We start from the raw sequence: 21,857 nt of genomic DNA, 5'->3' as shown, positions 1-21,857 counted from the left end.
TGTTAACTAGTTGTTTTATATTGGGTTTATACTTGCTTTTTCATCATTAGAATCTCTAAGAAATAAAAACTTTCAGAAACTGTATAGCTTCAAAGTTTTATATTTGCGAAATAAACCCTTATAAATTATAATACATGAAAGTACTGTTTAGAGCTTTGGTTTGTTCATTCTTAGTCCTATCCTGTAGTGATAAAGAAACCATTCCTAATATTAATCTCGAAAGCTATTCTTTTGACTCAGAAGCTAACTCTAGTCTTATGTTTCAAGATGGTGAAGAATTATCTACAATGACTTCAGAATGGAGAGCTTATGAAATTAGTAAAGTAATACGAGTAAAACCTATTGATAACACCACTATTGAAGTGGCTAATTTCGCTCCTATAGATATAGAAGACATTACAATTACCGCGACAATTGAAACAGAAGGATTCCTTAAACCTATTAAGCTATTTAAAATTGATAAGATAAGAGCTCATGGTAAGCAAGAAATTAATTATCCTTTTATAGATAACACTTCTTTATTTTTAAATGCAAGTAACCAAGAAGTTGATCTTTCGATGTTTAAAGAAACAGGTATAAACCCTAGTGATATTTCTTTTGACTTTACTGGTCATGGCAAGGTTATTCAACAACTTAAAGGCTTAAACAAATTAAAATGGGTCATAAAATATCATGATTTCGATCCAGAGAATGACACCAGTAATAATTGGACTGAGGACATTAGCGCTAAAGATATTCGCCGTTTTTCAGGTTTAATGATTAATCTAGGTTTAATATTTGCTTCTGACGATTTTAAAAATGAGTTTATGAATGAAAACATCATAGGCAATGACGGAACAACTCCATTAACAAAAAGTGAAAAGGAAGCCGCTTATAACTCTATTATCAACAAAACACGTTATAACTGTGGTAAAGTTGTTAATGTTTCTGGCTTAGGAGGTGGTTCTACTCTGGGCTTTGCCGAACATGTACTTAGAGACTATATTCGTAAAGAAACAGGTTTTATAACAGCGCATGAAATAGGACATACTATTGGTTATAACCATTCTTCAAATATGACCTACCCACATGAAGTAGGTGGAGTAAGTACTGGAATTAGTCCTGTTACTACTCGAATTATGAATCAGTTTTTTGAAGATGGATTATACCCGATTACTCCTGAAAACTATTATCATTCATCAGATTTTGAGTAGAAAATAAATATAATGCAAAAGAAAAAGGTTGTCTTTAAAGACAACCTTTTTTATATAACTTTAATAAGTATTCTTAGTTATTTAAAGCTTCTGCTCCACCAACGATTTCTAAAATCTCATTTGTAATGGCAGCTTGACGAGCTTTATTATAGGTTAATAATAACTCATCACGTAATTCTGTAGCATTATCAGTTGCTTTATGCATTGCAGTCATACGAGCACCGTGTTCGGCAGCAAATGAATCACGAATTGCTTTGTATAATTGCATTTTTAATGACTTAGGAATTAATTCTAATACTATTTCTTCTTTAGAAGGTTCGAAAATATAATCTAAATTTACATTCTCGTCATTTTCAACTGGTTGAATAGGTAAAAATTGCTCAACTTGTGCTATTTGTGTTGCTGCATTTTTAAATCTGTTGTAAATGATTTCTATCTTATCATAAGAACCATCTGCATATAAATTCATTAATTGCTCAGCAACTTGTGCTACATTATCAAAAGTTAAATCATCAAAAATATCATTCCTATTTTCAATTACATTGTGTTCTTTTGATAGAATATCGTTACCCCTTTTACCAATAGTTAGTAAGTCTACATCTTTACCTTTGTATTTATCTTCAATAGTTTTAACTGTTTCTTTTATAATAGAAGAGTTAAAACCACCACATAAACCTCTGTTAGATGTTATACTAACTAATAACACTTTATTAACTTCTCTTTGTGTTGAATATACGCCACCTGCATCGCTATCTAATGTAGCGCTCAAGCTTTGTAATAATTCGGTAAGCTTAGATGAATACGGTCGCATTGCTGTAATTGCATCTTGAGCTTTTTTCAACTTTGCAGCCGACACCATTTTCATGGCAGAGGTAATCTGCATTGTTGATTTAATTGAAGTAATTCTGTTACGTATTTCTTTTAAGTTTGCCATACTAGTAAGTATTTAGTATTGAGTATTAAGTATTGAGAAAATTCATCTCAATACTCAATACTAAAATCTTTTATTAAGCTGAAAATTTAGCTGAAATTTCTTTAGCAGCTTCTGTTAAAGTATCAATTACTTCATCAGTTAATTTTCCTGCTTTTAAAGTATCTAAAGTATCTCTGTATTTAGCATTTAAGTACTCTAAATAATCTCTTTCAAATTCTTTTACCTTATTTACAGGTACATCTTTTAACAAGTTTTTAGAACCTGCATAAATGATAGCTACTTGATCTTCTACTGTATAAGGATCGTTTTGAGCTTGTTTTAAAATCTCCACGTTACGTTTACCTTTTTCAATTACGTTTAAGGTAGCAGCATCTAAATCAGAACCAAACTTAGCGAAAGCTTCTAATTCACGGTACTGAGCTTGATCTAACTTTAACGTACCAGATACTTTCTTCATTGACTTAATCTGAGCATTTCCTCCTACACGTGATACTGAGATACCTACGTTAATTGCTGGACGAACTCCTGAGTTAAATAAATCTGACTCTAAGAAAATCTGACCATCTGTAATCGAAATTACGTTTGTTGGAATGTATGCTGAAACGTCTCCTGCTTGAGTTTCAATAATTGGCAATGCAGTTAAAGAACCTCCACCTTTAACAATTCCTTTTAAAGAATCTGGTAAATCATTCATTTCACTTGCAATTTTATCGTCATTGATAACTTTCGCAGCACGCTCTAATAATCTTGAGTGTAAATAGAATACATCTCCTGGATATGCCTCACGTCCTGGTGGTCTTCTTAATAATAATGAAATTTCACGGTAAGCAACAGCTTGTTTAGATAAATCATCATAAACAATTAAGGCTGGTCTACCTGTATCACGGAAATATTCTCCAATTGCAGCTCCTGCAAATGGTGCGTATACTTGCATTGCAGCTGGATCAGATGCATTTGCAGCAACAATAGTTGTATATGCTAACGCTCCTTTTTCTTCTAACATATTAGCAATAGCAGCTACTGTTGAAGCTTTTTGACCGATAGCTACATAGATACAGTACACTGGCTGTCCTGCATCATAAAATTCTCTTTGGTTTAAGATAGTATCAATAGCAACAGTTGATTTACCTGTTTGACGGTCTCCAATGATTAACTCACGTTGACCACGTCCTACTGGAATCATTGCATCGATAGATTTGATACCTGTTTGCATTGGTTCAGTAACAGGCTCACGGAAAATAACTCCTGGTGCTTTACGTTCTAAAGGCATTTCGAAAGTTTTACCTTCGATTGGTCCTTTACCATCAATTGGTTGTCCTAAGGTGTTAACAACACGTCCTACGATTCCTTCTCCAGCTTTTAAAGAAGCAATTCTTTCTGTACGTTTTACAGTAGACCCTTCTCTTACTGAAGTAGAAGCTCCTAATAATACAACACCTGCATTATCTTCTTCTAAGTTTAATACGATACCTTCTAAACCGTTATCGAATTCTACTAATTCTCCATATTGTACGTTAGATAATCCATAAACACGTGCAATACCATCACCTACTTGTAATACAGTCCCTACTTCGTTTAATGAAGCTTTAGACTCAAAATTTGTTAATTGTTCCTTTAAAATTGCTGATACTTCAGCTGGTTTAATTGCTGCCATCTTATTTCTTTTGATGTATAATTAAATTTTTGGAATGTAATGACTGTTGTCAAACTCTCTCCTTAACTCATTAAATTGATTAGAGATGCTTGCATCGTACTGCACATCTCCAACACGTAAAATAAATCCTCCTAAAATATCAGGATTTACTATATTTTCAATACTAGCATTGTTACCTGTGAGTGCTACAATTTTTGCTTGTATTTTATCTTCTAATTCATTTGTTAAAGCTACTGCAGTAGTAACCTTAGCAACTTGCATACTTTTGTGATAATCGTATATAATAGAGTATTGCTTTGCAATAGAATCTAACATCATCATACGCTTATTTTCCTCTAATAAGTTAAACAACCCCTTTACGATGTTATCTACTTTATCTCCAAAAAGTACATCTAAAACTTTATGCTTATTTGCAGCTTTAATTACAGGACTTTTAAGCATTGTTTGTAAATCTTCACTTCCAGCAATTGTATCTACAATTAACTTCATGTTATCATTTACTAAAGTTTCATTTTCTGAATCTTTAGCTAAGTTTAAAACTGCTTTGGCGTAACGTAATGCTGGTCTTGCTTCTTTCATCTACTGATTAGTTTAAAGTAACCTCTTCTAACATTCCTTCCACAAGCTTTAACTGATCTGCTTGAGAAGCTAATTCTTTTCTTACTAATTGTTGAGCGATATCAATTGACAAATCTGCTACATTCTTCTTTAACTCAGCAATTGCTGCTTGTTGCTCTTGTTTAATTGTAGCTTTAGCATTTTCAATTATGATTGTTGCTTGCTCAGAAGCTTCTTCTTTAGCCTCCGCTATAATGTTGTCTTTTATTTCACGAGCTTCTTTCATCATTGTGTCTCTTTCTGCACGTGCTTCTTTTAACAATCTATCATTATCAGCCTGTAAGTTTTGCATTTCTTTACGAGCATTTTCTGCTTGATCTAATGCGTTTTGAATCCCCTCTTCTCTTTCATTTAAAGAGTTTAAGATTGGTTTCCAAGCAAACTTTGCTAATAAAAATAATAATATCCCTAAAACAACTAGTTGCATTACGAACAACCCTGGAGAAAAATCATTTAATAACTGATCCATTATATATCTAATTTATTCTTTTAAATTCTTTGTTTGTTTAATTTTAAAACATTTCCTGTAACCAACCGTTACAGGAAAATGTTTCACTTTTCTGTTTCTTGGGAGATTATCTTCCTAAGATTAAAGCACCGAATGCTAATCCTTCTAATAATGCTCCGATGATGATCATCGCTGTTTGGATTTTACCAGCAGCCTCAGGTTGACGAGCAATTCCTTCCATTGCTTTTCCTCCAATTTGACCTAATCCGATTCCTCCACCGATTACGATTAATCCTGCTCCAATTAAATTATACATACTAATTGATTTATATTAAATTAAACAAATTCTTATTCTATTTCTTAATGACTATGAGCATCTGCATGATCATGGTCGTGTTCTTCTACTGCCATTCCTATGAATAATGCAGATAACATTGTAAAAATAAATGCTTGTAAGAACGCTACTAATATTTCTATAACCGAAATAAATAATGTTAACACTAGTGAAATTCCCGTTGAAGCTACAGCTCCAAATTGTGCTTTTAGCGTCATCATTAATGCTATTAAACTCATTACTACAAAGTGACCTGCTGTAATGTTTGCAAATAAACGCACTAATAATGAGAATGGTTTAATTAACACAAAACCAACTAATTCAATTATCGCTAATACTGGTCTTAAAATCACAGGAACACCTGGCATCCATAAAGTATGTGCCCAGAAATCTTTTGTTCCACTTGTTAAATAAATTATGGCTGTAAATATAGCTAAACATGCTGTTACGGCAATTTGCCCCGTCACATTAAACCCTAAAGGTGTTAATCCTAATAAATTTAAGATCCAGATAAAGAAAAACACCGTTAATAAATATGGCATAAATCTTTTATACTTCTTTTCACCAATATTTGGTCTTGCTATTTCGTCTCTTACGTATAATACTAAAGGTTCTAAAACACGTCCAACTCCTGTTGGAATAGCTCCTTTTTTATACCCTTTAGCTAACGAACCAAAACCTAACAACAGTAACAAACCAGCAAGCAACATTCCAAACACACTTTTAGTAATTGAAAAGTCTAATACCTTGTGTGCATTTGTAGCATGGTGAGTTTCATCAAAAGCAACTGCACTTTCTCCTTCGTTTAATTCATAGATTTTACTATGAATTTTCACCAACTTCACATCACCAGCATCAACAACAACAGTTCCATCGTCATTATGGTGGAATTTAGAAGACATAAAAGTTTTAATTCCTTTACTTGTTTTTACGATTACTGGCAACGGAAAACCAAAATGTTTTCTCTCACCCTCATCATTTGTATAAGAATAAAAAGCAAAATCGTGAGAATCTGCTAAGTGATGCTTAATGTAATCGTTAATTTCTTCTTTGGTGTTTACTTGTCCACCATCGTTATCTGAAGATTTTTTATCTCCACCACTAGCAAATACTCCAAACGAAGCAAAAACTAATGCTAAAACTGTAAAAAACTTGATAGATTTTTTTGCTATCATCATACCTTATAAATATAGAATTATGGTCTCTAAATTTCCGTGCAAAGGTACACAATTAATTAAAACTACAAATCTTTTTTTAGCTTAGTTTTTTAAAGCAATTTCAAATAAAAAAACACTAGAAAAAAATGAACTATTTGCTATTCAGCAGTTTTGAAACTGCTATTGCTTCTGTTATTAAAAAAAGGAATAATGGAATTACAAGTGAAATTCTTTCTAACTTTGTAAGTTCTTCATTTACAAAGACTGATGCTTTAAAAAGCAACACAAAAAACCCTATTTTTAAAAAAATAGAGGCTAAATATGCATACCCTGCCTGGTTTGGTAATTTTTCAGCAACTAACTCAACTATACTGTATACTATTATAGCTGAAGTTACATGAAATGTATACACTCTTAACAACGAAAATGATAAATGCGTTTCTTTTGAAGCTAACATATAATTATGTAAAAAAAAACTAACTGCAAATAGAAGTAAAATAGCAGCTGTGAAAAATAAAATACGCTTAATCATCTTTTGTGAGTTTGGTTACCTGTATAATTACGGAAAACATTGCTCCGAAAACTGCTACAAGTGTACAAATTTTTGTGTAAAGTTGATTGTCGTTTGGGTATTTTTGATCTAACCATTCACCTAGTAAACTTCCTAAGTAAATAGTTAAACCCATTTGAAGTGCGATTCCTGAAAATCGTATAAATTTATTAAGCGGTTTTTTCTGAGGGTTTTTGCTCATTCTTATTTAATTCTTTTACCGCTCCTTTCATTGCACATGTAGCATTAAAAGCTGCTCCTGGCTCTACAGAAAGTTTTCCTATAACCACATCTCCATTAATATTTGCAGAAGATTTAACTGTTAATGTATTAGAGACGAATAATTCTCCAGAAAACTTACCTTCTACATCAGCATTTGTACATTCAACTTTTCCTTTGATGAAGCCTGAACTACCTACAACTACTCTACCTTTTGTTTCTATAGTTCCTTCTAAAGTTCCATCAATTCTAAAATCTCCATCTGAAATTATTTCTCCGGTAATTTTAGTGTTTTTTCCAATAATGTTTCTTTCTGCTACTCTGTTTTCGTTTGTTTTTTTATTTTCTTTACCAAACATATTCGGGGAATTTAAAGGTGTTTATGTTTTATCTAATTGTTCAATGATTTCTTTTGCTTTTTTTCCTTCTTCGGTAGTTGCATAACTAACAGCAACAAATTCTAGGGCTTTTTTATATGTTTCTTTATCTTGGTATTTACCTATTGCCAAGGCTTTTAGGAGTGCAAACTTAGGAATTAAATTCGAATTTTTAAGGGTTAATGAAAAATTATCTATCTCATTAACAGCGTCTTCAAATTTATTTGCTTTATATAAATAGTATATTTCTTTATACTTATTTAAAACCTCATCTTCTTTTTTCTCTTCTACAAGTTTTGTTTCTGGATTTAATATAATTTGAGCAAAACTCGTTTCTGGGTATTTTTGTAGTATCGTATTTTTATATTTATTTGCTTTAGCAACTTCTCCTTCCTTTTTATATATTTGATAGAGGTGGTAACTCAAAGGAAGCTCAAGCTTATCGTCTGTACTAACCTCTGTTAAGCGCTCTAAGTTTTTAATAGCTAATGCTGAATTTGTGAACTGTTCTTTGTAAATTAATCCTAGTTGATATAATGCGTCGTTTCGTTCACTAACTAGATTAGTAATTACTTTTTTATCTTCTGGAATTGCATCAAGGTATGTTGATAATTCATACCTCTCGTTTACTTTATTGCCTTCATTATCAAGCACTACATCTTTACTAGCGCTAATAGACTTATCTGACAATCTCCAGTTATCTTCTAAAGGGCGTGTTCCCCATGCTTTTTGAAACTCTGCCCTACCAAATCCTAGTGCTTGTGAATTATAAAAATACCACTTTCCTTTATTCGCTCTATTATTTATAGATGCTCCACCCCCAAAACTACTTCCAAAGTTTTGAGCATTTAATAATTGCTGTCTTTTTTCTTCATCTTCTTTTTTTATTTTTTCAATATATGCTTCAAAAAAAGAAGTTCTTTCATCTGGTGTCATAGCTACCAACTCAAGTATGCTATCGTTACTCTTTACTGTCTCTTCGTGTTTCCTTAAAGTTTTAAGTCCTTTATTTTTTCTACGAATTCTACGGATTCTTTTTTCTTGACCAAACTCCTTAGAAACCAACTGCACTACACTATCGTAATACGAGCCTGCTAATAAATAGTTTTCTTTTTCAAAAGCCATATTTGCCAAACGTTCGTAGGCATAGGTTTTTTGGTAATTATTATTGTGTTTAGCTTCTAACGATTTTTTATAATATTCTGCTGCCGCTTTAGGGTTATTTCTCCCTTCTTGAATAACTCCTGCTTGATAATATAATTCGTTTAAAAACTTTCGATTATCTGAGTTTTTAATTAACTTTCTTAACCTAGCTAACATCAAGATAGATGTTGAATCATTCGGAGTATTCTTAGCAAGTTCAACCTCTGCTTTAATACGAAATTTATCTGGTGCTCTTTTATAATCAGCTAATTTTGTAAACATCATTCTTGCAGAATCTTTCCTGTCTAATTCACTATAAATTTGACCTAAAACAAACATGTTTCTAGCAGATTGTTCTTTGTTATAACTTGTTTTTGTTGCTAATTTTAAATAATCTACTACTCTTTGAATGGTGTCTGTTTTTTCGTATGCCATGGCCATGGCTGTATAAGCTTGTTCTTTTACAGATTTATCTATTTTTTCTGTTTCATCTAAAACATCTAATAACAACCGTAAAGTTTCAATAGCTCTTTTTTCATTACCTAAACGAATGTTTGTTTTAGCTCTCCAAATTTTTGTTTCATAATTTAAATCAGCTTTTGGATAATTGACTATTACATAATTAAAAGCTTCTAATGCAGGAATAAAACGTTGTGTATAATATCTTGATTTACCTAGTAATAAATAGGCATTATCTATTTGGCTATTTTTCTCATACCCATTAATATTCATTGAATGAATTTGAACAGCCTTAATCGCCTTTTCTTCTGCTTTTTCGAATGGTGTTAAATTCTTATTCTCCTCTTCCTCATCAGCACTAAAACCTGTACCAGGCTTAAGTACTTTTGTGGTCATTTTACTTTCATCAAAAGATATTGGCTCTATTTGTAAACGTCTCCAGAAGTTGTCTTCATGTTTATCTTTAATTTCTTCTAGCCCGTCTAAAAAAGCTTGTTCTCCGTTAAAAAGCACATTATATTTAGTGGTAACAGCATGATAACTTCTGTTTAAAAAAGCATCTTTTTTTACACTACACGAGTACACGATAGTCGCTAAAATACTGAATACTATTATCTTAAAAACTTTTTTCATATAATCCTACATTTACAGTACAACAACGTTATAATTATGTTTTTTGTACGTAAAGAGGTAAAAATAATAATTATATGATGATTTCAACCTTGTTTTATGCAGAAAAATAGGTTTCTAACTCTTGTAAGGTTTCTTGTGATGTGTTTATGTCTTTTACAACGTTCCCTTTATCTAAAACTACAATACGTTCGCAAACCTCAGTTACATGACTCAAATCATGACTAGATACTAGTACCGTTACCTCGCTATTCTCTGTTAATTTTTTAATGATTTTCTTTAACCGAATTTGAGTAGTTGGATCTAAATTTGCAAAAGGCTCGTCTAAAATCACTACTTGCGGATTCCCCATCATTGCAGCTACAATACCCACTTTCTTTTGATTTCCTTTGCTTAAGCTTCGTAAGTACTTTTTCTTTCCTAAAATTTCATCGTTAAAAAACTCTTCAAATTGAACTAAGAACTCTTTAACATCTGCTTTATTCATTCCACGTAAATCACCTACAAAATCAAAATACTCTTCGGGTGTTAAGTAACCTATTAAAAAAGTCTCGTCTATAAACGATCCAGTAAATGTTTTCCATTTCTCACTTTTATTTACAACAACTTCATTATTTATAATTTCTCCTGTTGTAGGTCTAATTAAATCTAACAGTAAATTAAATAAGGTAGTTTTTCCTGCTCCGTTATTTCCTACCAATCCAAAGGATTGTCCACTCGGTATATTTAACTCTTCTAAGCTTAAGACTTGCGTTTTACCGTATGTTTTAGAAATATTATGTATAGATATCATTTTGTTTATTTTTTTGGTTATGATTTTTGACTGAATGCATGTATTGTTGCATACTTGTTTTTAATGTACTTTTTCTCTATTAAGTTCATAAAGTAATTTTTAAATGCAAAAGCTAATACTCCTACAATTGCAATTGCAGTGACTCCTGCATTAAAGCTAACAAACTTATTGAAAACCCAAAACAGGAACATTGGAACCCCCATAATTGGAATTATTATTAAAAACTGAGTTGCACTAGTGCCTTGATAATTTGAAAAACCACTTTTATTCAGGTCTATTCGTTTTCTATTAAAAGAGCCTGCAAACAACAAGAATAGAGAGTTAAAACCTATATTAAAGATTGCTCCAACAGTTATCATTAAAAAAATATCTAATCCGTAGAAATAAACATAAGGAATACTTAACAGGTATAAAACTCCTGATACTACAACCATTAAATACCATTTACTCTCTAAAAATTTTCGATAACGAATATTTTGACTCATAATCATATTGTAGTACTCACTATCCCATGCAGGAATAAATTGTCCATAGTTTAGCGTAAAACCGCCTGTAACAAAAATTGCGGCAAATACTAAAAAAGCAGGCATTTTTTCTCGATACATTTCTTGCCCAAAAAAAATAGCTCCATAAAAAAGGAATAAAAACGACATAAAGAATACTGTTTTAGTACGTTTATTCCTCCAAATTTGACGGATATCATTCTTAATAAATGGTGCCACATCTCCTAATCTATCAACAAAAGACAGATTGGACTCTGTAGCTACTTCTTCTTTACTTTTTATCGCATCGTCTAAATACACTTTTTGCTTTAACATTTTAAAGTTTATATAATATAAACCTGTAAGTAAAACGATTCCTATCAGTGATAAAGCAGGCAAGTTATATACTGATTGAAAAATAGGTGCAAATACATCGGTTACATTAAACAGTTGGTATTTATTTGCAAAAAACAGTACTGCCAATACCATTGCCATTATTCCTAATGCATAATTATTTTTATTAATTAAGAAGTTAATATAATTAGCACTTAATACTAACGTAAACATTAAAAACAACCATCCTAAAACTCCTAAAATATCATACCCTTGACCAATTAATACTATTGAAAAAGGCACGTAAAAAAACAATGGCATTATATTGAAAAATGATAAAGCTGATTTTCTTAGCACAAAATGAACTAATTTATCTTTTTTTATAGGTAAGTTAAGGTATGGTTTGATGTTTAATACAGGTAATTTTTGCATTAAATAACGAAAAATTAAATCTGCTATTAGCAAAAAAATAAGCACCCCGTTCACAAAATTAAATGGATTTATATCAGGAAACTTATCTTCTATAATAAAATATACCCCTACACCCATCATTAAAAAAGTAATTAACATCCATAAAGCGAAAAAGCCCATGATAATTTTTAATGCAATACTTTTTCCGAAATAAGAGGAGCGAAAAAACTGCTTCCACTCTAACTTAAAAAAATGTGCAATCATTTGATTATGTTTTTAGTTGATTATCTATCTTATATGTCTTTTTTTACAAGTATTTGTTACATAAAAAAAGCATCAATTTAAAATTTGATGCTTTTGTATTTATGTTTTCAATATTATTATTACGCCCACTGGCAAATTACACCTCCCATTAAAGCTAATGTAACAATCCAATAGCCTGTATTAATTGCTACATACCTAACACTTTTTCTTTCAAATAATGCTTGTGTAGCTAAAATAGGTAAACCAATAAGTAAACCTATCATGGTTCCGTGTAAGGCTCCATGTTTAAATGTTCTAAACCTATCTCCATAATTCGTCATAAATTCTTGGAAATAGGTAAAAGCTTCTCCTGTTTGTTCTACAAAACCTGATTCACCCATTAAGATTGATTGTACTCCCCATTGATGAATTACTAATGTTTGCAACACAAAAGCTAATAAAAAACTAAATACATAAGCTAATCCAAAAATGAGTGCCATATTTGAACCTTTGATAGACTCATCAGTAAAGCCTACCTCCTTCATCCATACTTTTTTAAAAAGCATAGGTCCATACCAAACAAATCCCATTATCATAGGAATTAATGCAGCGATTACTGTAATTAAAAAATTAAATTTCATAAGAATGTAAGGTTTTGTTTATCAGATAAATATAACAAAAAAAGCATTAAACAAAAGTTTAATGCTTTCTCTTATTTCTTTATGAGTTGTCTTTTTATTTTATTTTTAAAGACTTTGCTATTGCTTCTAATTCAAAGATAAAGTCTCTTTTATTTACCGAAGGTGCATAAGTAAACCCTTCGAAAACGATAACTCTTTTATTTTCTTTATCTATGATTGTGTAATTAACAAATGGGCCAGCCATGAAATCGTTTTTCACTTCCCATTTACCTCTTGTTTCATAGGCTTTTTTACCGTCTATTTCAGCATCAAATGTAAATGGTGTGTATGCTTGTTCAGTAATCATATACATTCCTTCTTTGCTACCTGGTATATACTTCTTACCTATAACATCTCTCATAGTTGTAATGTTATCTGCTACTTTACTTTCATCTTCTAATGGATAACTATATACTAAAATATTATTAGTTCCATCACCTCTTGCTATTCCACTTTTTAAATGTTGACGTAACCATAAAAAATCTCCTGTATCTTCAACAACATTAAACCTTTTAGGAATGGTTAATGTGATGTCTAAACTTTTGATTGTTTTGAACTGATTTTCGTCAACTTTTTCTTTATTAAAAATATTCTGTGTAAACTTGATATCTTCATCTTTGAATAGCTTAATTATTTCTTTTCCTCTATTACGAATTAGGTTCACCAAACCTTCTTTGTCTTTTGAGGTAGCATAAATTAATATTTGAGGTTGTGCATATTTATTTCTTTCAACTACTATTCTTTCTTTTTCTGATTGTCTAACAATTAAAACTGCTTTTGAATTCCTCATAAAACCTTTGAATCCTACTGGATCTATCTGCCCTACAGACAGTAATGTTTCTGGTTGTGGCAACCCAACTTGATGCTCTCCAAATACGATACGTATTTCATCGCCTATTTTACCTTCCCAGTCATTTCCTTTAGTAACTACCAATATTTTATTGGTATTACCATTTGAAGTTGGTAAAACATAATCACTTTTTCCTCCTTCTCTCTTACATGAAATTGTAATAAAAATAAGTGCAAATAAGGTTATTAGTTTATTCATAGTTAGTGGTGTTTAGTAGTTGTTTTTAACTTTTAAAAATTTTAAGTTTCATTCCTGGTTTTAAACTCTTAACACTCCAAATATTGTTCCATTTTTTAATCTCTTCAATAGAAACTGATGGATATTTTTTTGAAATAGTCCATAATGAATCTCCTTCTTTAACAACATACACCTCGTGCTTGCTTGTTGGTGTTTTATGTTTTGTTCTTGAAACTTTTTTTGGAACAGTCATTCTTTTAGGATAAACACTTAATCGTTGTCCTATTTTTAAGTGGTGTGTTCGTAAGCCATTCCATCGTTTAATATCACTAACTCTTACTCCAAATTTATTAGCTATTTTACCTAAATAATCTCCACTTCTAACTCGGTAACGAATACGTTTATCCATTTCGAAGTATTTTGGCAATGGTTTTTCTCTTTTCGCATCATCTTCGTTTGCTAAAGCATAGATTTCTTTTTCTTTTTCTAAGAAATCCATTAAATTTCTTCGAGGTAATCGTACTGCATACTTTTTTTCTTTTATATAGGGTATAACGTCTAATTTATATGATGGGTTTAAAAACGCTAATAAATCAGAATCGATTCCTGTTTTTTCTGAAATCTGATCAAAACTAATGGTTCTTTTTACACGAACAGTATCGGTTTCAAAATGAAAAAATTTTGGGGCTTCTGGATAAATATGGTGTTTATCTGCATATTCAAAAATATACATCGTTGCATAGAATGCTGGTACATATCCTGCTGTTTCACGAGGTAAAAACGGGCGAATATTCCAATAATTTTTATATCCTCCAGATCTTTTTATGGCTTTTGACACATTTCCTGGGCCCGAATTATAAGCGGCTAAAGCTAAATCCCAATCACCAAAAATTTTATATAGCTGACTTAAGTACTGACAAGCTGCTTTGGTTGCTTTTACTGGGTCTTGGCGCTCATCAACATACGAGTTTACCTTCAAGTCAAATTGAACTCCTGTTCCGTACATAAATTGCCATAAACCTGTAGCTCCAACTCTAGAACGAGCGTCTGGACGAAGTGCAGATTCAACAATTGCCAAATATTTCATTTCTAACGGAATGTCATACTGATCTAAATACTGCTCAAACATTGGAAAATAATATTGAGCACGAGCCATTAGTGCTGGAAAATATTTTTTTCTGTACTTTAAATACCCATTAATTACCTTCTCCAGTGCTGGATTATATTCTAAATGAAATGGTGTTTTTACATTTAAGTCGTGTAGCCTTTTCTTTAATAAATCAGTTGTTAATATTGTTGTTGTATTGCCAAGAATATCTTTATCATTAATTACATATTGAATACTGTCAAACAACGATGAGTTAAATTTTTCTTCTATTAATAAGCTATCAATCATTTTCAAATCGGCAGTTGAAAATAATTCTTGAGGTTGTTGATTTATAGAATCATTTACCGTTAAGCCTATGTTTGTAGTATCTTTTGCTACAAAAAGACTATCAACAGGTTGTTGTGCTATAATTGAAGTTGTAAAAAGTAGTAGTGTTAGTATATTTTTCATGATGGTTTATAAATCTAGTTCAACAGCAATTGGACAATGATCTGAATGTTTTGCTTCTGGTAAAATATAGGCTCTTGAAATTTTATTTTTTAACGGTTCAGTTACCATGTTGTAATCGATACGCCAACCTTTATTATTTGCTCTTGCATTTGCTCGATAACTCCACCAAGAGTACTCTTGTTTTTCTGGATGTAAATGACGGAAACTATCTATAAATCCGCTATCTATAAATTTACCTAACCATTCACGCTCTTCTGGTAAAAAACCAGATACTCCTTTCATTTTTGGGTTGTGAATATCTATTTCTTCATGACAGATGTTGTAATCTCCACAAATAACTAAGTTAGGGATTTCTTTTCTTAACTCTGTAGCGTAGGCTAAGATTTCATCCATGTAGTTAAACTTATAGTCTAATCGAGCACTATTAGTTCCTGAAGGTAAATACATACTCATTACAGAAACCTCATCAAAATCTACACGAAGATTTCTCCCTTCAAAATCCATCGATTCGATTCCTGTTCCATACACCACATGGTTTGGTTCTTCCTTACAAAAAATAGCTACTGATGAATAGCCTTTTTTTTCTGCTGAAAACCAAAAATGGTGTGGATAACCTGCATTTTCAAACTCAGTTACATCTAATTGTTCTTTATGAGCTTTGGTTTCTTGAATACATATTACATCAGGATTCGCTGCTTGTAACCAATCGATAAATCCTTTTTTTAATGCTGCTCTAATTCCGTTTACGTTGTATGAGATTATTTTCATCTACTTTTTAAAATACAAAAACGTAAAGCATAGTGCTTTACGTCTTTTTTAAATCCTATAATTTTGTTAAATATCCATTTCTGGAATGTCTCCTTCGACTACTAAAGTTCCTTCTGTAGCTGCTTGAATTTCTTCTACAGATACTCCCGGGGCTCTTTCTAATAAGTGAAATTTATTGTCTTTGATTTCTAATACTGCTAGGTTAGTTACAATTTTTGTTACACACCCCACCCCTGTTAATGGTAATGAACATTTTTTAAGTAGCTTCGATTCTCCTCTTTTATTAGTATGCATCATTGCTACAATAATATTATCAGCAGAAGCAACTAAATCCATCGCTCCTCCCATACCTTTTACCATTTTTCCTGGTATCTTCCAATTGGCTATATCTCCATTTTCAGCTACTTCCATAGCTCCTAAAATAGTTAGGTGAACGTGTTTACCACGAATCATTGAAAAGCTAGTGGAAGAGTCAAAAAAACTAGCTCCTGGCAAGGTAGTTATGGTTTGTTTTCCTGCATTAATAATATCAGCATCTTCTTCTCCTTCAAAAGGAAAAGGTCCCATACCTAACACTCCGTTTTCTGATTGAAATTCTACCTCAATATCATCACGAACATAATTAGCAACTAACGTAGGTATACCAATACCTAAGTTTACATAATAACCGTCTTGTACTTCTTTTGCGATTCTTTTCGCTATTCCGTTTTTATCTAACATAACTAGCTTCTTTGTCTTACAGTTCGTTGCTCTATTCTTTTCTCATACTTTTCTCCTTGGAAAATACGTTGTACAAAAATTCCTGGAATATGAATTTGATTTGGGTCTAATTCTCCCACTGGAACTAACTCTTCAACCTCAGCAACTGTTATCGTAGCTGCTCCACACATATTTGGATTAAAGTTTCTTGAAGTTCCTTTAAAAACTAAGTTTCCTGCGGCATCTCCTTTCCATGCTTTTACAAAAGCAAAGTCTGCTTTAAATGCTGGTTCTAACACATACATTTTTCCATCAAACTCACGTGTTTCTTTTCCTTCAGCCACTTCTGTTCCATAACCTGCTGGTGTATAGAAAGCAGGGAAACCTGCTTGTGCTGCCCTACATTTTTCTGCTAAGGTTCCTTGTGGTGTTAATTCTACTTCTAATTCTCCAGATAGCATTTGACGTTCAAACTCATCATTTTCTCCTACATAAGAAGAAATCATTTTTTTTATTTGACGGTTTTGTAATAACAAACCTAGACCAAAATCGTCGACTCCTGCATTGTTAGAAATACAAGTAACTTCTCTTACACCTATTTTTACTAACTCTGCAATAGCATTTTCTGGTATTCCGCATAGACCAAACCCTCCTAACATAAGAGTCATACCGTCTTGTACTCCCTCTAATGCTTCTTGAACATTATTTACTTCTTTATTTATCATTATAGTTGTTGTTTTTAAGCTTTGATTACTAAGTAATTAAAGACCTTATAAAATACTAAAAATCTGTATCGTCTGATTGCTGTTCTTCTTTTTCTCCACCTTCTTCATCTATTTCAGTTTTTAAACAATCTATATTAATGCTGATATCTTCAGGCTTTTCAAAACTTTCTTTACTAACATCTAATGTTTTATCGTTATAACATTTTCTCATAAACAACGCCCAAGTTGGTAATGACATCGTAGCTCCCTGACCATATTTAAGTCCGGCAAAGTGTGTTGCTCTATCTTCACCTCCTGTCCAAACGCCTGTTACCAAGTTTGGAACAATTCCTATGAACCAACCATCTGACTGATTTTGTGTTGTACCTGTTTTACCAGCAATAGGGTTTGTAAAACCATAAGGAAAACCTGTTACTACATCTCCTCCTGAGGTCCACGTTGATCGTAATCTTGCTCCTGAACCTACTTGAGTTACTCCTTTCATTAAATCTAATATTACATAGGCAGATTCTTCACTTAACACTTCTTTGGTTTCTGGCACAAACTCTTCTAAAACAGTACCGTTTTTATCTTCTATACGAGTAATCATCAATGGAGTTACACGTAACCCTTTATTTGCAAAGGTTGAATACGCACTTACCATTTCTATTAACGATAAATCTATTGCTCCTAGCGCTATTGATGGATTGGCTTCTAATTTAGATTGTATTCCTGCAGATTCTGCTAATCTAACTACATTTATTGGAGATACTTTATCTATTAATTGAGCTGTTATAACATTTACCGATTTTGCTAAAGCTTCTTTTAATGTTAACTCATCTCCGTATTTATTCCCTGCATTTTTGGGCGTCCAATCTTCTGGCATTCCATATTTTTCTTTTGGAATGGTATATGGTGTATTCGGTAATTTATCACACGGTGACATTTTTAACTGGTTAATTGCTGTTGCATAAACAAAAGGTTTGAATGTTGATCCTACTTGACGTTTTTGTTGTTCAACTGCATCATATTTAAAATACTTGTGGCTTATTCCTCCAACCCATGCTTTAATGTGACCAGTTTGTGGTTCAATAGACACCAAACCTGAACGTAAGAAATACTTATAATGCAGTATAGAGTCATAAGGCGTCATTACTGTATCTCGTTCTCCTTTCCAAGTAAAAACACGCATATCAGTGGCTGTATTAAATACTTTATCTATTTCTTTCTCTGACTTTCCTGCAGCTTTCATACTTTTGTAACGATCAGAGTTTTGCTTAGCTCTTCTTAAAGTTCTGTCTATTTCTTTTTTATCAAGATCATAAAAAGGAGCTGTTTTGTTTCTTTTTTGCTCTTTATTAAAATACGTTTGAAGGTTAGCCATATGTTCAGTCATAGCTTCTTCAGCATATTGTTGCATACGAGCATCTATCGTTGTATAAATTTTTAGCCCATCTCTGTAAATATTATAGGGCTCTCCATTGGGCTTCGGATTCTTTTCTACCCATTCTTTTAAAATGTTCCTTAAGTGCTCTCTAAAGTACGTTGCTAAACCATCGCTATGTCCTTCTCTATTAATATTTAACCCTAACCCTAGTTGCTGTAATGAATCTTTTTGTCGCGTAGTAATAAAGTCGCTTCTATTCATTTGTTTTAAAACAACATTTCTTCGTTGTTTTACCATTTCTTCTCTTCTTAATGGATTGAAAAGGGATGAGTTTTTAAGCATTCCTACCAACATAGCAGATTCTTCGGCGTTTAGTTCTTTTGGTTCTTTTCCAAAATAAATTCGAGCTGCCGAACGAACACCTACGGCTTGATTTAAGAAATCATATTTGTTTAAATACATCGTAATGATTTCTTCTTTGGTATATTGACGCTCTAGCTTTACTGCTACCACCCACTCTTTTACTTTTTGCATCACCCTTTTAAAAATATTTCGAGATGCTTTTCCTGTAAACAACATTTTTGCCAATTGTTGCGTTATGGTACTTGCCCCTCCACTACCTGGTTTTAAAATGGCTCTTGCTGTTCCTCTAAAGTCGATTCCCGAATGTTCGTAAAAGCGCTCATCTTCAGTAGCTACTAATGCTTTTACCATATTTTCAGGAATGTCTTTATATTTTATTGGTGTTCTATTTTCAACGGCATATTTACCTAAAGTTTTACCATCTGCTGAAATAATCTCAGTAGCTAAATTATTTTCAGGGTTTTCTAATTCTTCAAAGGTTGGTAGTGCTCCAAACACCCCCCACGAAGCCAACAAAAACAATAGAAAAATAAAAAGGAATGCTCCTAATATAATCCCCCAAAACCACTTAATATATTTGCCAAAACTTGGTGTTATTTGCTCTGTCATTATTTTATTTTTTCAATTCTAAATCCCACATGGGTAATTCCTTCTAATTCTTCAATGCCTTCAACTGCTCCATTTTTTCGCATGGCTTGTCGAACTTTAAAAGTATATTCTCCTGTAGCAGGAAATGTTATGTTTTCTTTATAAAAAAGTTTATTTTCTTTAATATCAGAAAAACCTTGCCCTAAAAACTTGCCTGTAACATCAGCCATATCATACTCCAAGGTATCTATAATTACTTGTCCGTCAGGAAAATTCATTTGGGTGATTAAAAAAAGATTGCTGTATGCATAATCTTTACTGTTTCTTAAGTTTATAAAAAGGTTTTTCTTACCAATAGAGTCATTAATTGGGAATGTAAATTGTATTGTATTCTTTTTATTCCATGAACTTTTAGGAAGTGCAACATAGGCATCAAAATCACTACTTGAGTCGCATGAAGCAAATAACATAGTTATTAAAAAAAAGATGCCAACTTTACTTCTCATTATTGGTGTTGTTTTTGTTGTCGTTGTTGTTTTTTTTCTGTTGATTGTTAGGCTTTCTACGTTGATTGTTAGGTTTTTTCTGACCTTGTTGTTTATCTCCCTGTTTTACCTCTGGTTTTCTGTTTTTTGAGTTATTTTTAGGTTTTGGCTTCCTGTTATCAACTCTCTTTTTTTCTACTTTTTGACCTTCTTCCGTTTTTACTGTTTTTCCTTGAGGTTTTCTCTTAGGTCTTTGGTTAGAAGGTTTTTGAATTACTTCTTTCTTACTTGTTGGTTTTCTTTTATTACGTCTGTTGTTTTTGCGTCCTTTTTTAGGTACATCGAAACGTGTTAAACTATCTTGCCCAACAACATTTTCAAAGTCGACAGAAGTTTCTTCTGCCATTTCTAACTCATATTCTTCTAACGGTAAAGCAAGCTCATTATTTTTGTTTAATTCTATAATTTCCTGAACCTGGTCTAACGATAACTTGTACCATTTAAAACTTTCTTCTTTATAGGTATACCAAAGTAATTTTTTAAAGATATCCATCTTAACAAAGACAGCATCTCCTTTTTCTGTTTTTAATACTTTGTCTTGTTTAGGAAAACTCTGTAATGCGTCTAAATATGTGTCTAATTCGTAGTTTAAACAGCATTTTAGCTTACCACACTGTCCTGCTAGTTTTAATGGATTTAATGATAACTGTTGATAACGAGCTGCTGCGGTATTTACTTTTCTAAAATCGGTTAGCCAAGTAGAACAACACAGTTCTCTACCGCAAGAACCAATTCCTCCTAAACGGGCTGCTTCTTGACGCATTCCTACCTGACGCATTTCTACTCTGATAGAAAAAGCACTTGCTAAATCACGAATTAGCTGACGAAAATCTACTCGTTCATCTGCTGTGTAGTAAAAAGTAGCTTTGGTTCCGTCTCCTTGATATTCAACATCAGAAAGTTTCATTTTTAACCCTAAACGGCTTATAATTTCTCTTCCTTTTCGCTGTGTTTCTAATTCTCTATCTCGAGCTTCTTGCCAAGCATCAATGTCTTTTTGTGATGCTTTTCTATATATCTTTTTTACTTCTTCACTATCGGCAGTAACTTTTCTTTTTTTCATTTGAACTTTTACAAGTTCTCCTGCTAAAGAAACGATACCGACATCGTGCCCTGAAGATCCTTCAACTGCAACGACATCTCCCATTGAAAGGGTTAAGTTTTCAGGGTTTTTATAAAAGTGTTTTCGCCCATTTTTAAAACGGACTTCAAAAATATTAAATGGCGCTTCACCCGTAGGTAAAGTCATATTTGATAACCAATCAAAAACAGCAAGCTTATTTCCACTTCCACACGTGCCTGTAGCACAATTTCCGTTACTTTTACAACCTTTTGGTGTGCCGCTTTTGTCAGTTGTGCAACTGCTACAACTCATACGATAGTATATTTTTTTGAAATATTTTTTAAACCTGTAATGTTTACAGTATCAAAAAACATTTTTATTATTTGATTTTCAGTTGTATAAAATTTTCTTTATCACAACTATCCTTAATCCGTAAAGATACATATTCTAATGAAAAGTGAAAATTGATTTTTTTGTTAAAAGAGGGCGCTCTTTTT

General features: G+C 32.1%; 22 protein-coding genes. 1 reads left to right on the top strand and 21 read right to left on the bottom strand.

Annotation, left to right across the window (positions count from 1 at the left end):
* Nucleotides 1–134: 134 nt before the first annotated feature.
* Nucleotides 135–1,193 (top strand): hypothetical protein, encoded by a 1,059-nt coding sequence (locus tag ACKTSW_RS12710; protein WP_408025621.1) that lies wholly within the window; start codon nucleotides 135–137, stop codon nucleotides 1,191–1,193.
* A 73-nt stretch (nucleotides 1,194–1,266) separates the two neighbouring features.
* Here ACKTSW_RS12710 and atpG read toward each other — a convergent pair whose 3' ends face one another.
* The 21 genes from atpG to ACKTSW_RS12605 form a co-directional block, all read right to left on the bottom strand.
* Nucleotides 1,267–2,127 (bottom strand): ATP synthase F1 subunit gamma, encoded by an 861-nt coding sequence (atpG, locus tag ACKTSW_RS12705; protein WP_408025620.1) that lies wholly within the window; start codon nucleotides 2,125–2,127, stop codon nucleotides 1,267–1,269.
* Nucleotides 2,128–2,200: 73 nt separating this feature from the next.
* A complete protein-coding gene (gene atpA, locus ACKTSW_RS12700) occupies nucleotides 2,201–3,781 on the bottom strand; it encodes a F0F1 ATP synthase subunit alpha (protein ID WP_408025619.1) in 1,581 nt (526 codons plus the stop codon).
* Nucleotides 3,782–3,802: 21 nt separating this feature from the next.
* Nucleotides 3,803–4,360 carry an ATP synthase F1 subunit delta gene (gene atpH / locus ACKTSW_RS12695; protein ID WP_408025618.1) on the bottom strand — a complete coding sequence of 186 codons (558 nt, stop codon included), beginning with the start codon at nucleotides 4,358–4,360 and terminating at the stop codon, nucleotides 3,803–3,805.
* A gap of 7 nt (nucleotides 4,361–4,367) precedes the next feature.
* On the bottom strand, nucleotides 4,368–4,868 hold the full coding sequence (locus ACKTSW_RS12690) for a F0F1 ATP synthase subunit B (RefSeq protein ID WP_408025617.1): 501 nt from the start codon (nucleotides 4,866–4,868) through the stop codon (nucleotides 4,368–4,370).
* 106 nt (nucleotides 4,869–4,974) lie between these two features.
* Nucleotides 4,975–5,163 (bottom strand): ATP synthase F0 subunit C, encoded by a 189-nt coding sequence (gene atpE, locus ACKTSW_RS12685; protein ID WP_136950250.1) that lies wholly within the window; start codon nucleotides 5,161–5,163, stop codon nucleotides 4,975–4,977.
* A gap of 44 nt (nucleotides 5,164–5,207) precedes the next feature.
* A complete protein-coding gene (atpB, locus tag ACKTSW_RS12680) occupies nucleotides 5,208–6,359 on the bottom strand; it encodes a F0F1 ATP synthase subunit A (RefSeq protein WP_408025616.1) in 1,152 nt (383 codons plus the stop codon).
* Between the two features lie 130 nt (nucleotides 6,360–6,489).
* Nucleotides 6,490–6,870: a DUF6168 family protein gene (locus ACKTSW_RS12675; RefSeq protein ID WP_408025615.1), complete on the bottom strand. Its 381-nt coding sequence runs from the start codon at nucleotides 6,868–6,870 to the stop codon at nucleotides 6,490–6,492.
* Complete coding sequence (locus tag ACKTSW_RS12670; protein ID WP_408025614.1) at nucleotides 6,863–7,090, bottom strand: AtpZ/AtpI family protein; 228 nt, start codon at nucleotides 7,088–7,090, stop codon at nucleotides 6,863–6,865. Before ACKTSW_RS12670 ends, ACKTSW_RS12675 begins: the two co-directional genes overlap by 8 nt.
* Entirely contained in the window at nucleotides 7,059–7,466 is a 408-nt protein-coding gene (locus ACKTSW_RS12665; RefSeq protein WP_408025613.1) for a bactofilin family protein, read from the bottom strand. The genes ACKTSW_RS12670 and ACKTSW_RS12665 overlap by 32 nt, the downstream gene beginning before the upstream one ends.
* Nucleotides 7,467–7,487: 21 nt before the next feature.
* A complete protein-coding gene (gene porW, locus ACKTSW_RS12660; RefSeq protein ID WP_408025612.1) occupies nucleotides 7,488–9,719 on the bottom strand; it encodes a type IX secretion system periplasmic lipoprotein PorW/SprE in 2,232 nt (743 codons plus the stop codon).
* A gap of 94 nt (nucleotides 9,720–9,813) precedes the next feature.
* Nucleotides 9,814–10,509 carry an ABC transporter ATP-binding protein gene (locus tag ACKTSW_RS12655; protein WP_408025611.1) on the bottom strand — a complete coding sequence of 232 codons (696 nt, stop codon included), beginning with the start codon at nucleotides 10,507–10,509 and terminating at the stop codon, nucleotides 9,814–9,816.
* 17 nt (nucleotides 10,510–10,526) lie between these two features.
* Entirely contained in the window at nucleotides 10,527–11,999 is a 1,473-nt protein-coding gene (locus ACKTSW_RS12650; protein WP_408025610.1) for a DUF5687 family protein, read from the bottom strand.
* Between the two features lie 119 nt (nucleotides 12,000–12,118).
* Nucleotides 12,119–12,619, bottom strand: coding sequence for a DUF1761 domain-containing protein (locus ACKTSW_RS12645; RefSeq protein WP_408025609.1), 501 nt, complete (start codon nucleotides 12,617–12,619; stop codon nucleotides 12,119–12,121).
* Between the two features lie 94 nt (nucleotides 12,620–12,713).
* A complete protein-coding gene (locus ACKTSW_RS12640) occupies nucleotides 12,714–13,706 on the bottom strand; it encodes a DUF4837 family protein (RefSeq protein WP_408025608.1) in 993 nt (330 codons plus the stop codon).
* A gap of 25 nt (nucleotides 13,707–13,731) precedes the next feature.
* Nucleotides 13,732–15,243, bottom strand: a complete 1,512-nt coding sequence (locus tag ACKTSW_RS12635; protein WP_408025607.1) for a lytic transglycosylase domain-containing protein — start codon at nucleotides 15,241–15,243, stop codon at nucleotides 13,732–13,734.
* Nucleotides 15,244–15,249: 6 nt separating this feature from the next.
* Complete coding sequence (locus ACKTSW_RS12630; protein WP_408025606.1) at nucleotides 15,250–16,011, bottom strand: exodeoxyribonuclease III; 762 nt, start codon at nucleotides 16,009–16,011, stop codon at nucleotides 15,250–15,252.
* 66 nt (nucleotides 16,012–16,077) lie between these two features.
* Nucleotides 16,078–16,731 carry a 3-oxoacid CoA-transferase subunit B gene (locus ACKTSW_RS12625; protein ID WP_408025605.1) on the bottom strand — a complete coding sequence of 218 codons (654 nt, stop codon included), beginning with the start codon at nucleotides 16,729–16,731 and terminating at the stop codon, nucleotides 16,078–16,080.
* Between the two features lie 2 nt (nucleotides 16,732–16,733).
* The gene (locus ACKTSW_RS12620) at nucleotides 16,734–17,435 is read right to left on the bottom strand and encodes a CoA transferase subunit A (RefSeq protein ID WP_408025604.1); all 702 of its coding nucleotides are present in this window, start codon (nucleotides 17,433–17,435) and stop codon (nucleotides 16,734–16,736) included.
* Between the two features lie 55 nt (nucleotides 17,436–17,490).
* A complete protein-coding gene (locus ACKTSW_RS12615) occupies nucleotides 17,491–19,773 on the bottom strand; it encodes a penicillin-binding protein 1A (RefSeq protein WP_408025603.1) in 2,283 nt (760 codons plus the stop codon).
* Nucleotides 19,773–20,258 (bottom strand): gliding motility lipoprotein GldH, encoded by a 486-nt coding sequence (locus ACKTSW_RS12610; protein ID WP_408025602.1) that lies wholly within the window; start codon nucleotides 20,256–20,258, stop codon nucleotides 19,773–19,775. The genes ACKTSW_RS12615 and ACKTSW_RS12610 overlap by 1 nt, the downstream gene beginning before the upstream one ends.
* On the bottom strand, nucleotides 20,248–21,672 hold the full coding sequence (locus ACKTSW_RS12605) for a PSP1 domain-containing protein (protein WP_408025601.1): 1,425 nt from the start codon (nucleotides 21,670–21,672) through the stop codon (nucleotides 20,248–20,250). Before ACKTSW_RS12605 ends, ACKTSW_RS12610 begins: the two co-directional genes overlap by 11 nt.
* Between the last annotated feature and the right edge of the window lie 185 nt (nucleotides 21,673–21,857).

Origin of the sequence: Tenacibaculum sediminilitoris (assembly GCF_964513795.1) — a bacterium.
GTDB lineage: Bacteria > Bacteroidota > Bacteroidia > Flavobacteriales > Flavobacteriaceae > Polaribacter > Polaribacter sediminilitoris.
The sequence above is the reverse complement of the archived record's forward strand: the minus strand, read 5'-3'. Positions and strand labels throughout refer to the sequence as shown.

Coding starts and splice junctions, on each gene's coding strand:
- atpG (WP_408025620.1), bottom strand. CDS start 2,127: ATGGCAAACTTAAAAGAAATACGTAACAGAATTACTTCAATTAAATCA.
- ACKTSW_RS12630 (WP_408025606.1), bottom strand. CDS start 16,011: ATGAAAATAATCTCATACAACGTAAACGGAATTAGAGCAGCATTAAAA.
- ACKTSW_RS12615 (WP_408025603.1), bottom strand. CDS start 19,773: ATGACAGAGCAAATAACACCAAGTTTTGGCAAATATATTAAGTGGTTT.
- ACKTSW_RS12610 (WP_408025602.1), bottom strand. CDS start 20,258: ATGAGAAGTAAAGTTGGCATCTTTTTTTTAATAACTATGTTATTTGCT.
- ACKTSW_RS12645 (WP_408025609.1), bottom strand. CDS start 12,619: ATGAAATTTAATTTTTTAATTACAGTAATCGCTGCATTAATTCCTATG.
- ACKTSW_RS12655 (WP_408025611.1), bottom strand. CDS start 10,509: ATGATATCTATACATAATATTTCTAAAACATACGGTAAAACGCAAGTC.
- atpH (WP_408025618.1), bottom strand. CDS start 4,360: ATGAAAGAAGCAAGACCAGCATTACGTTACGCCAAAGCAGTTTTAAAC.
- ACKTSW_RS12690 (WP_408025617.1), bottom strand. CDS start 4,868: ATGGATCAGTTATTAAATGATTTTTCTCCAGGGTTGTTCGTAATGCAA.
- ACKTSW_RS12650 (WP_408025610.1), bottom strand. CDS start 11,999: ATGATTGCACATTTTTTTAAGTTAGAGTGGAAGCAGTTTTTTCGCTCC.
- ACKTSW_RS12625 (WP_408025605.1), bottom strand. CDS start 16,731: ATGTTAGATAAAAACGGAATAGCGAAAAGAATCGCAAAAGAAGTACAA.
- ACKTSW_RS12605 (WP_408025601.1), bottom strand. CDS start 21,672: ATGAGTTGTAGCAGTTGCACAACTGACAAAAGCGGCACACCAAAAGGT.
- ACKTSW_RS12620 (WP_408025604.1), bottom strand. CDS start 17,435: ATGATAAATAAAGAAGTAAATAATGTTCAAGAAGCATTAGAGGGAGTA.
- atpA (WP_408025619.1), bottom strand. CDS start 3,781: ATGGCAGCAATTAAACCAGCTGAAGTATCAGCAATTTTAAAGGAACAA.
- ACKTSW_RS12675 (WP_408025615.1), bottom strand. CDS start 6,870: ATGATTAAGCGTATTTTATTTTTCACAGCTGCTATTTTACTTCTATTT.
- ACKTSW_RS12670 (WP_408025614.1), bottom strand. CDS start 7,090: ATGAGCAAAAACCCTCAGAAAAAACCGCTTAATAAATTTATACGATTT.
- atpE (WP_136950250.1), bottom strand. CDS start 5,163: ATGTATAATTTAATTGGAGCAGGATTAATCGTAATCGGTGGAGGAATC.
- ACKTSW_RS12635 (WP_408025607.1), bottom strand. CDS start 15,243: ATGAAAAATATACTAACACTACTACTTTTTACAACTTCAATTATAGCA.
- porW (WP_408025612.1), bottom strand. CDS start 9,719: ATGAAAAAAGTTTTTAAGATAATAGTATTCAGTATTTTAGCGACTATC.
- atpB (WP_408025616.1), bottom strand. CDS start 6,359: ATGATGATAGCAAAAAAATCTATCAAGTTTTTTACAGTTTTAGCATTA.
- ACKTSW_RS12665 (WP_408025613.1), bottom strand. CDS start 7,466: ATGTTTGGTAAAGAAAATAAAAAAACAAACGAAAACAGAGTAGCAGAA.
- ACKTSW_RS12710 (WP_408025621.1), top strand. CDS start 135: ATGAAAGTACTGTTTAGAGCTTTGGTTTGTTCATTCTTAGTCCTATCC.
- ACKTSW_RS12640 (WP_408025608.1), bottom strand. CDS start 13,706: ATGAATAAACTAATAACCTTATTTGCACTTATTTTTATTACAATTTCA.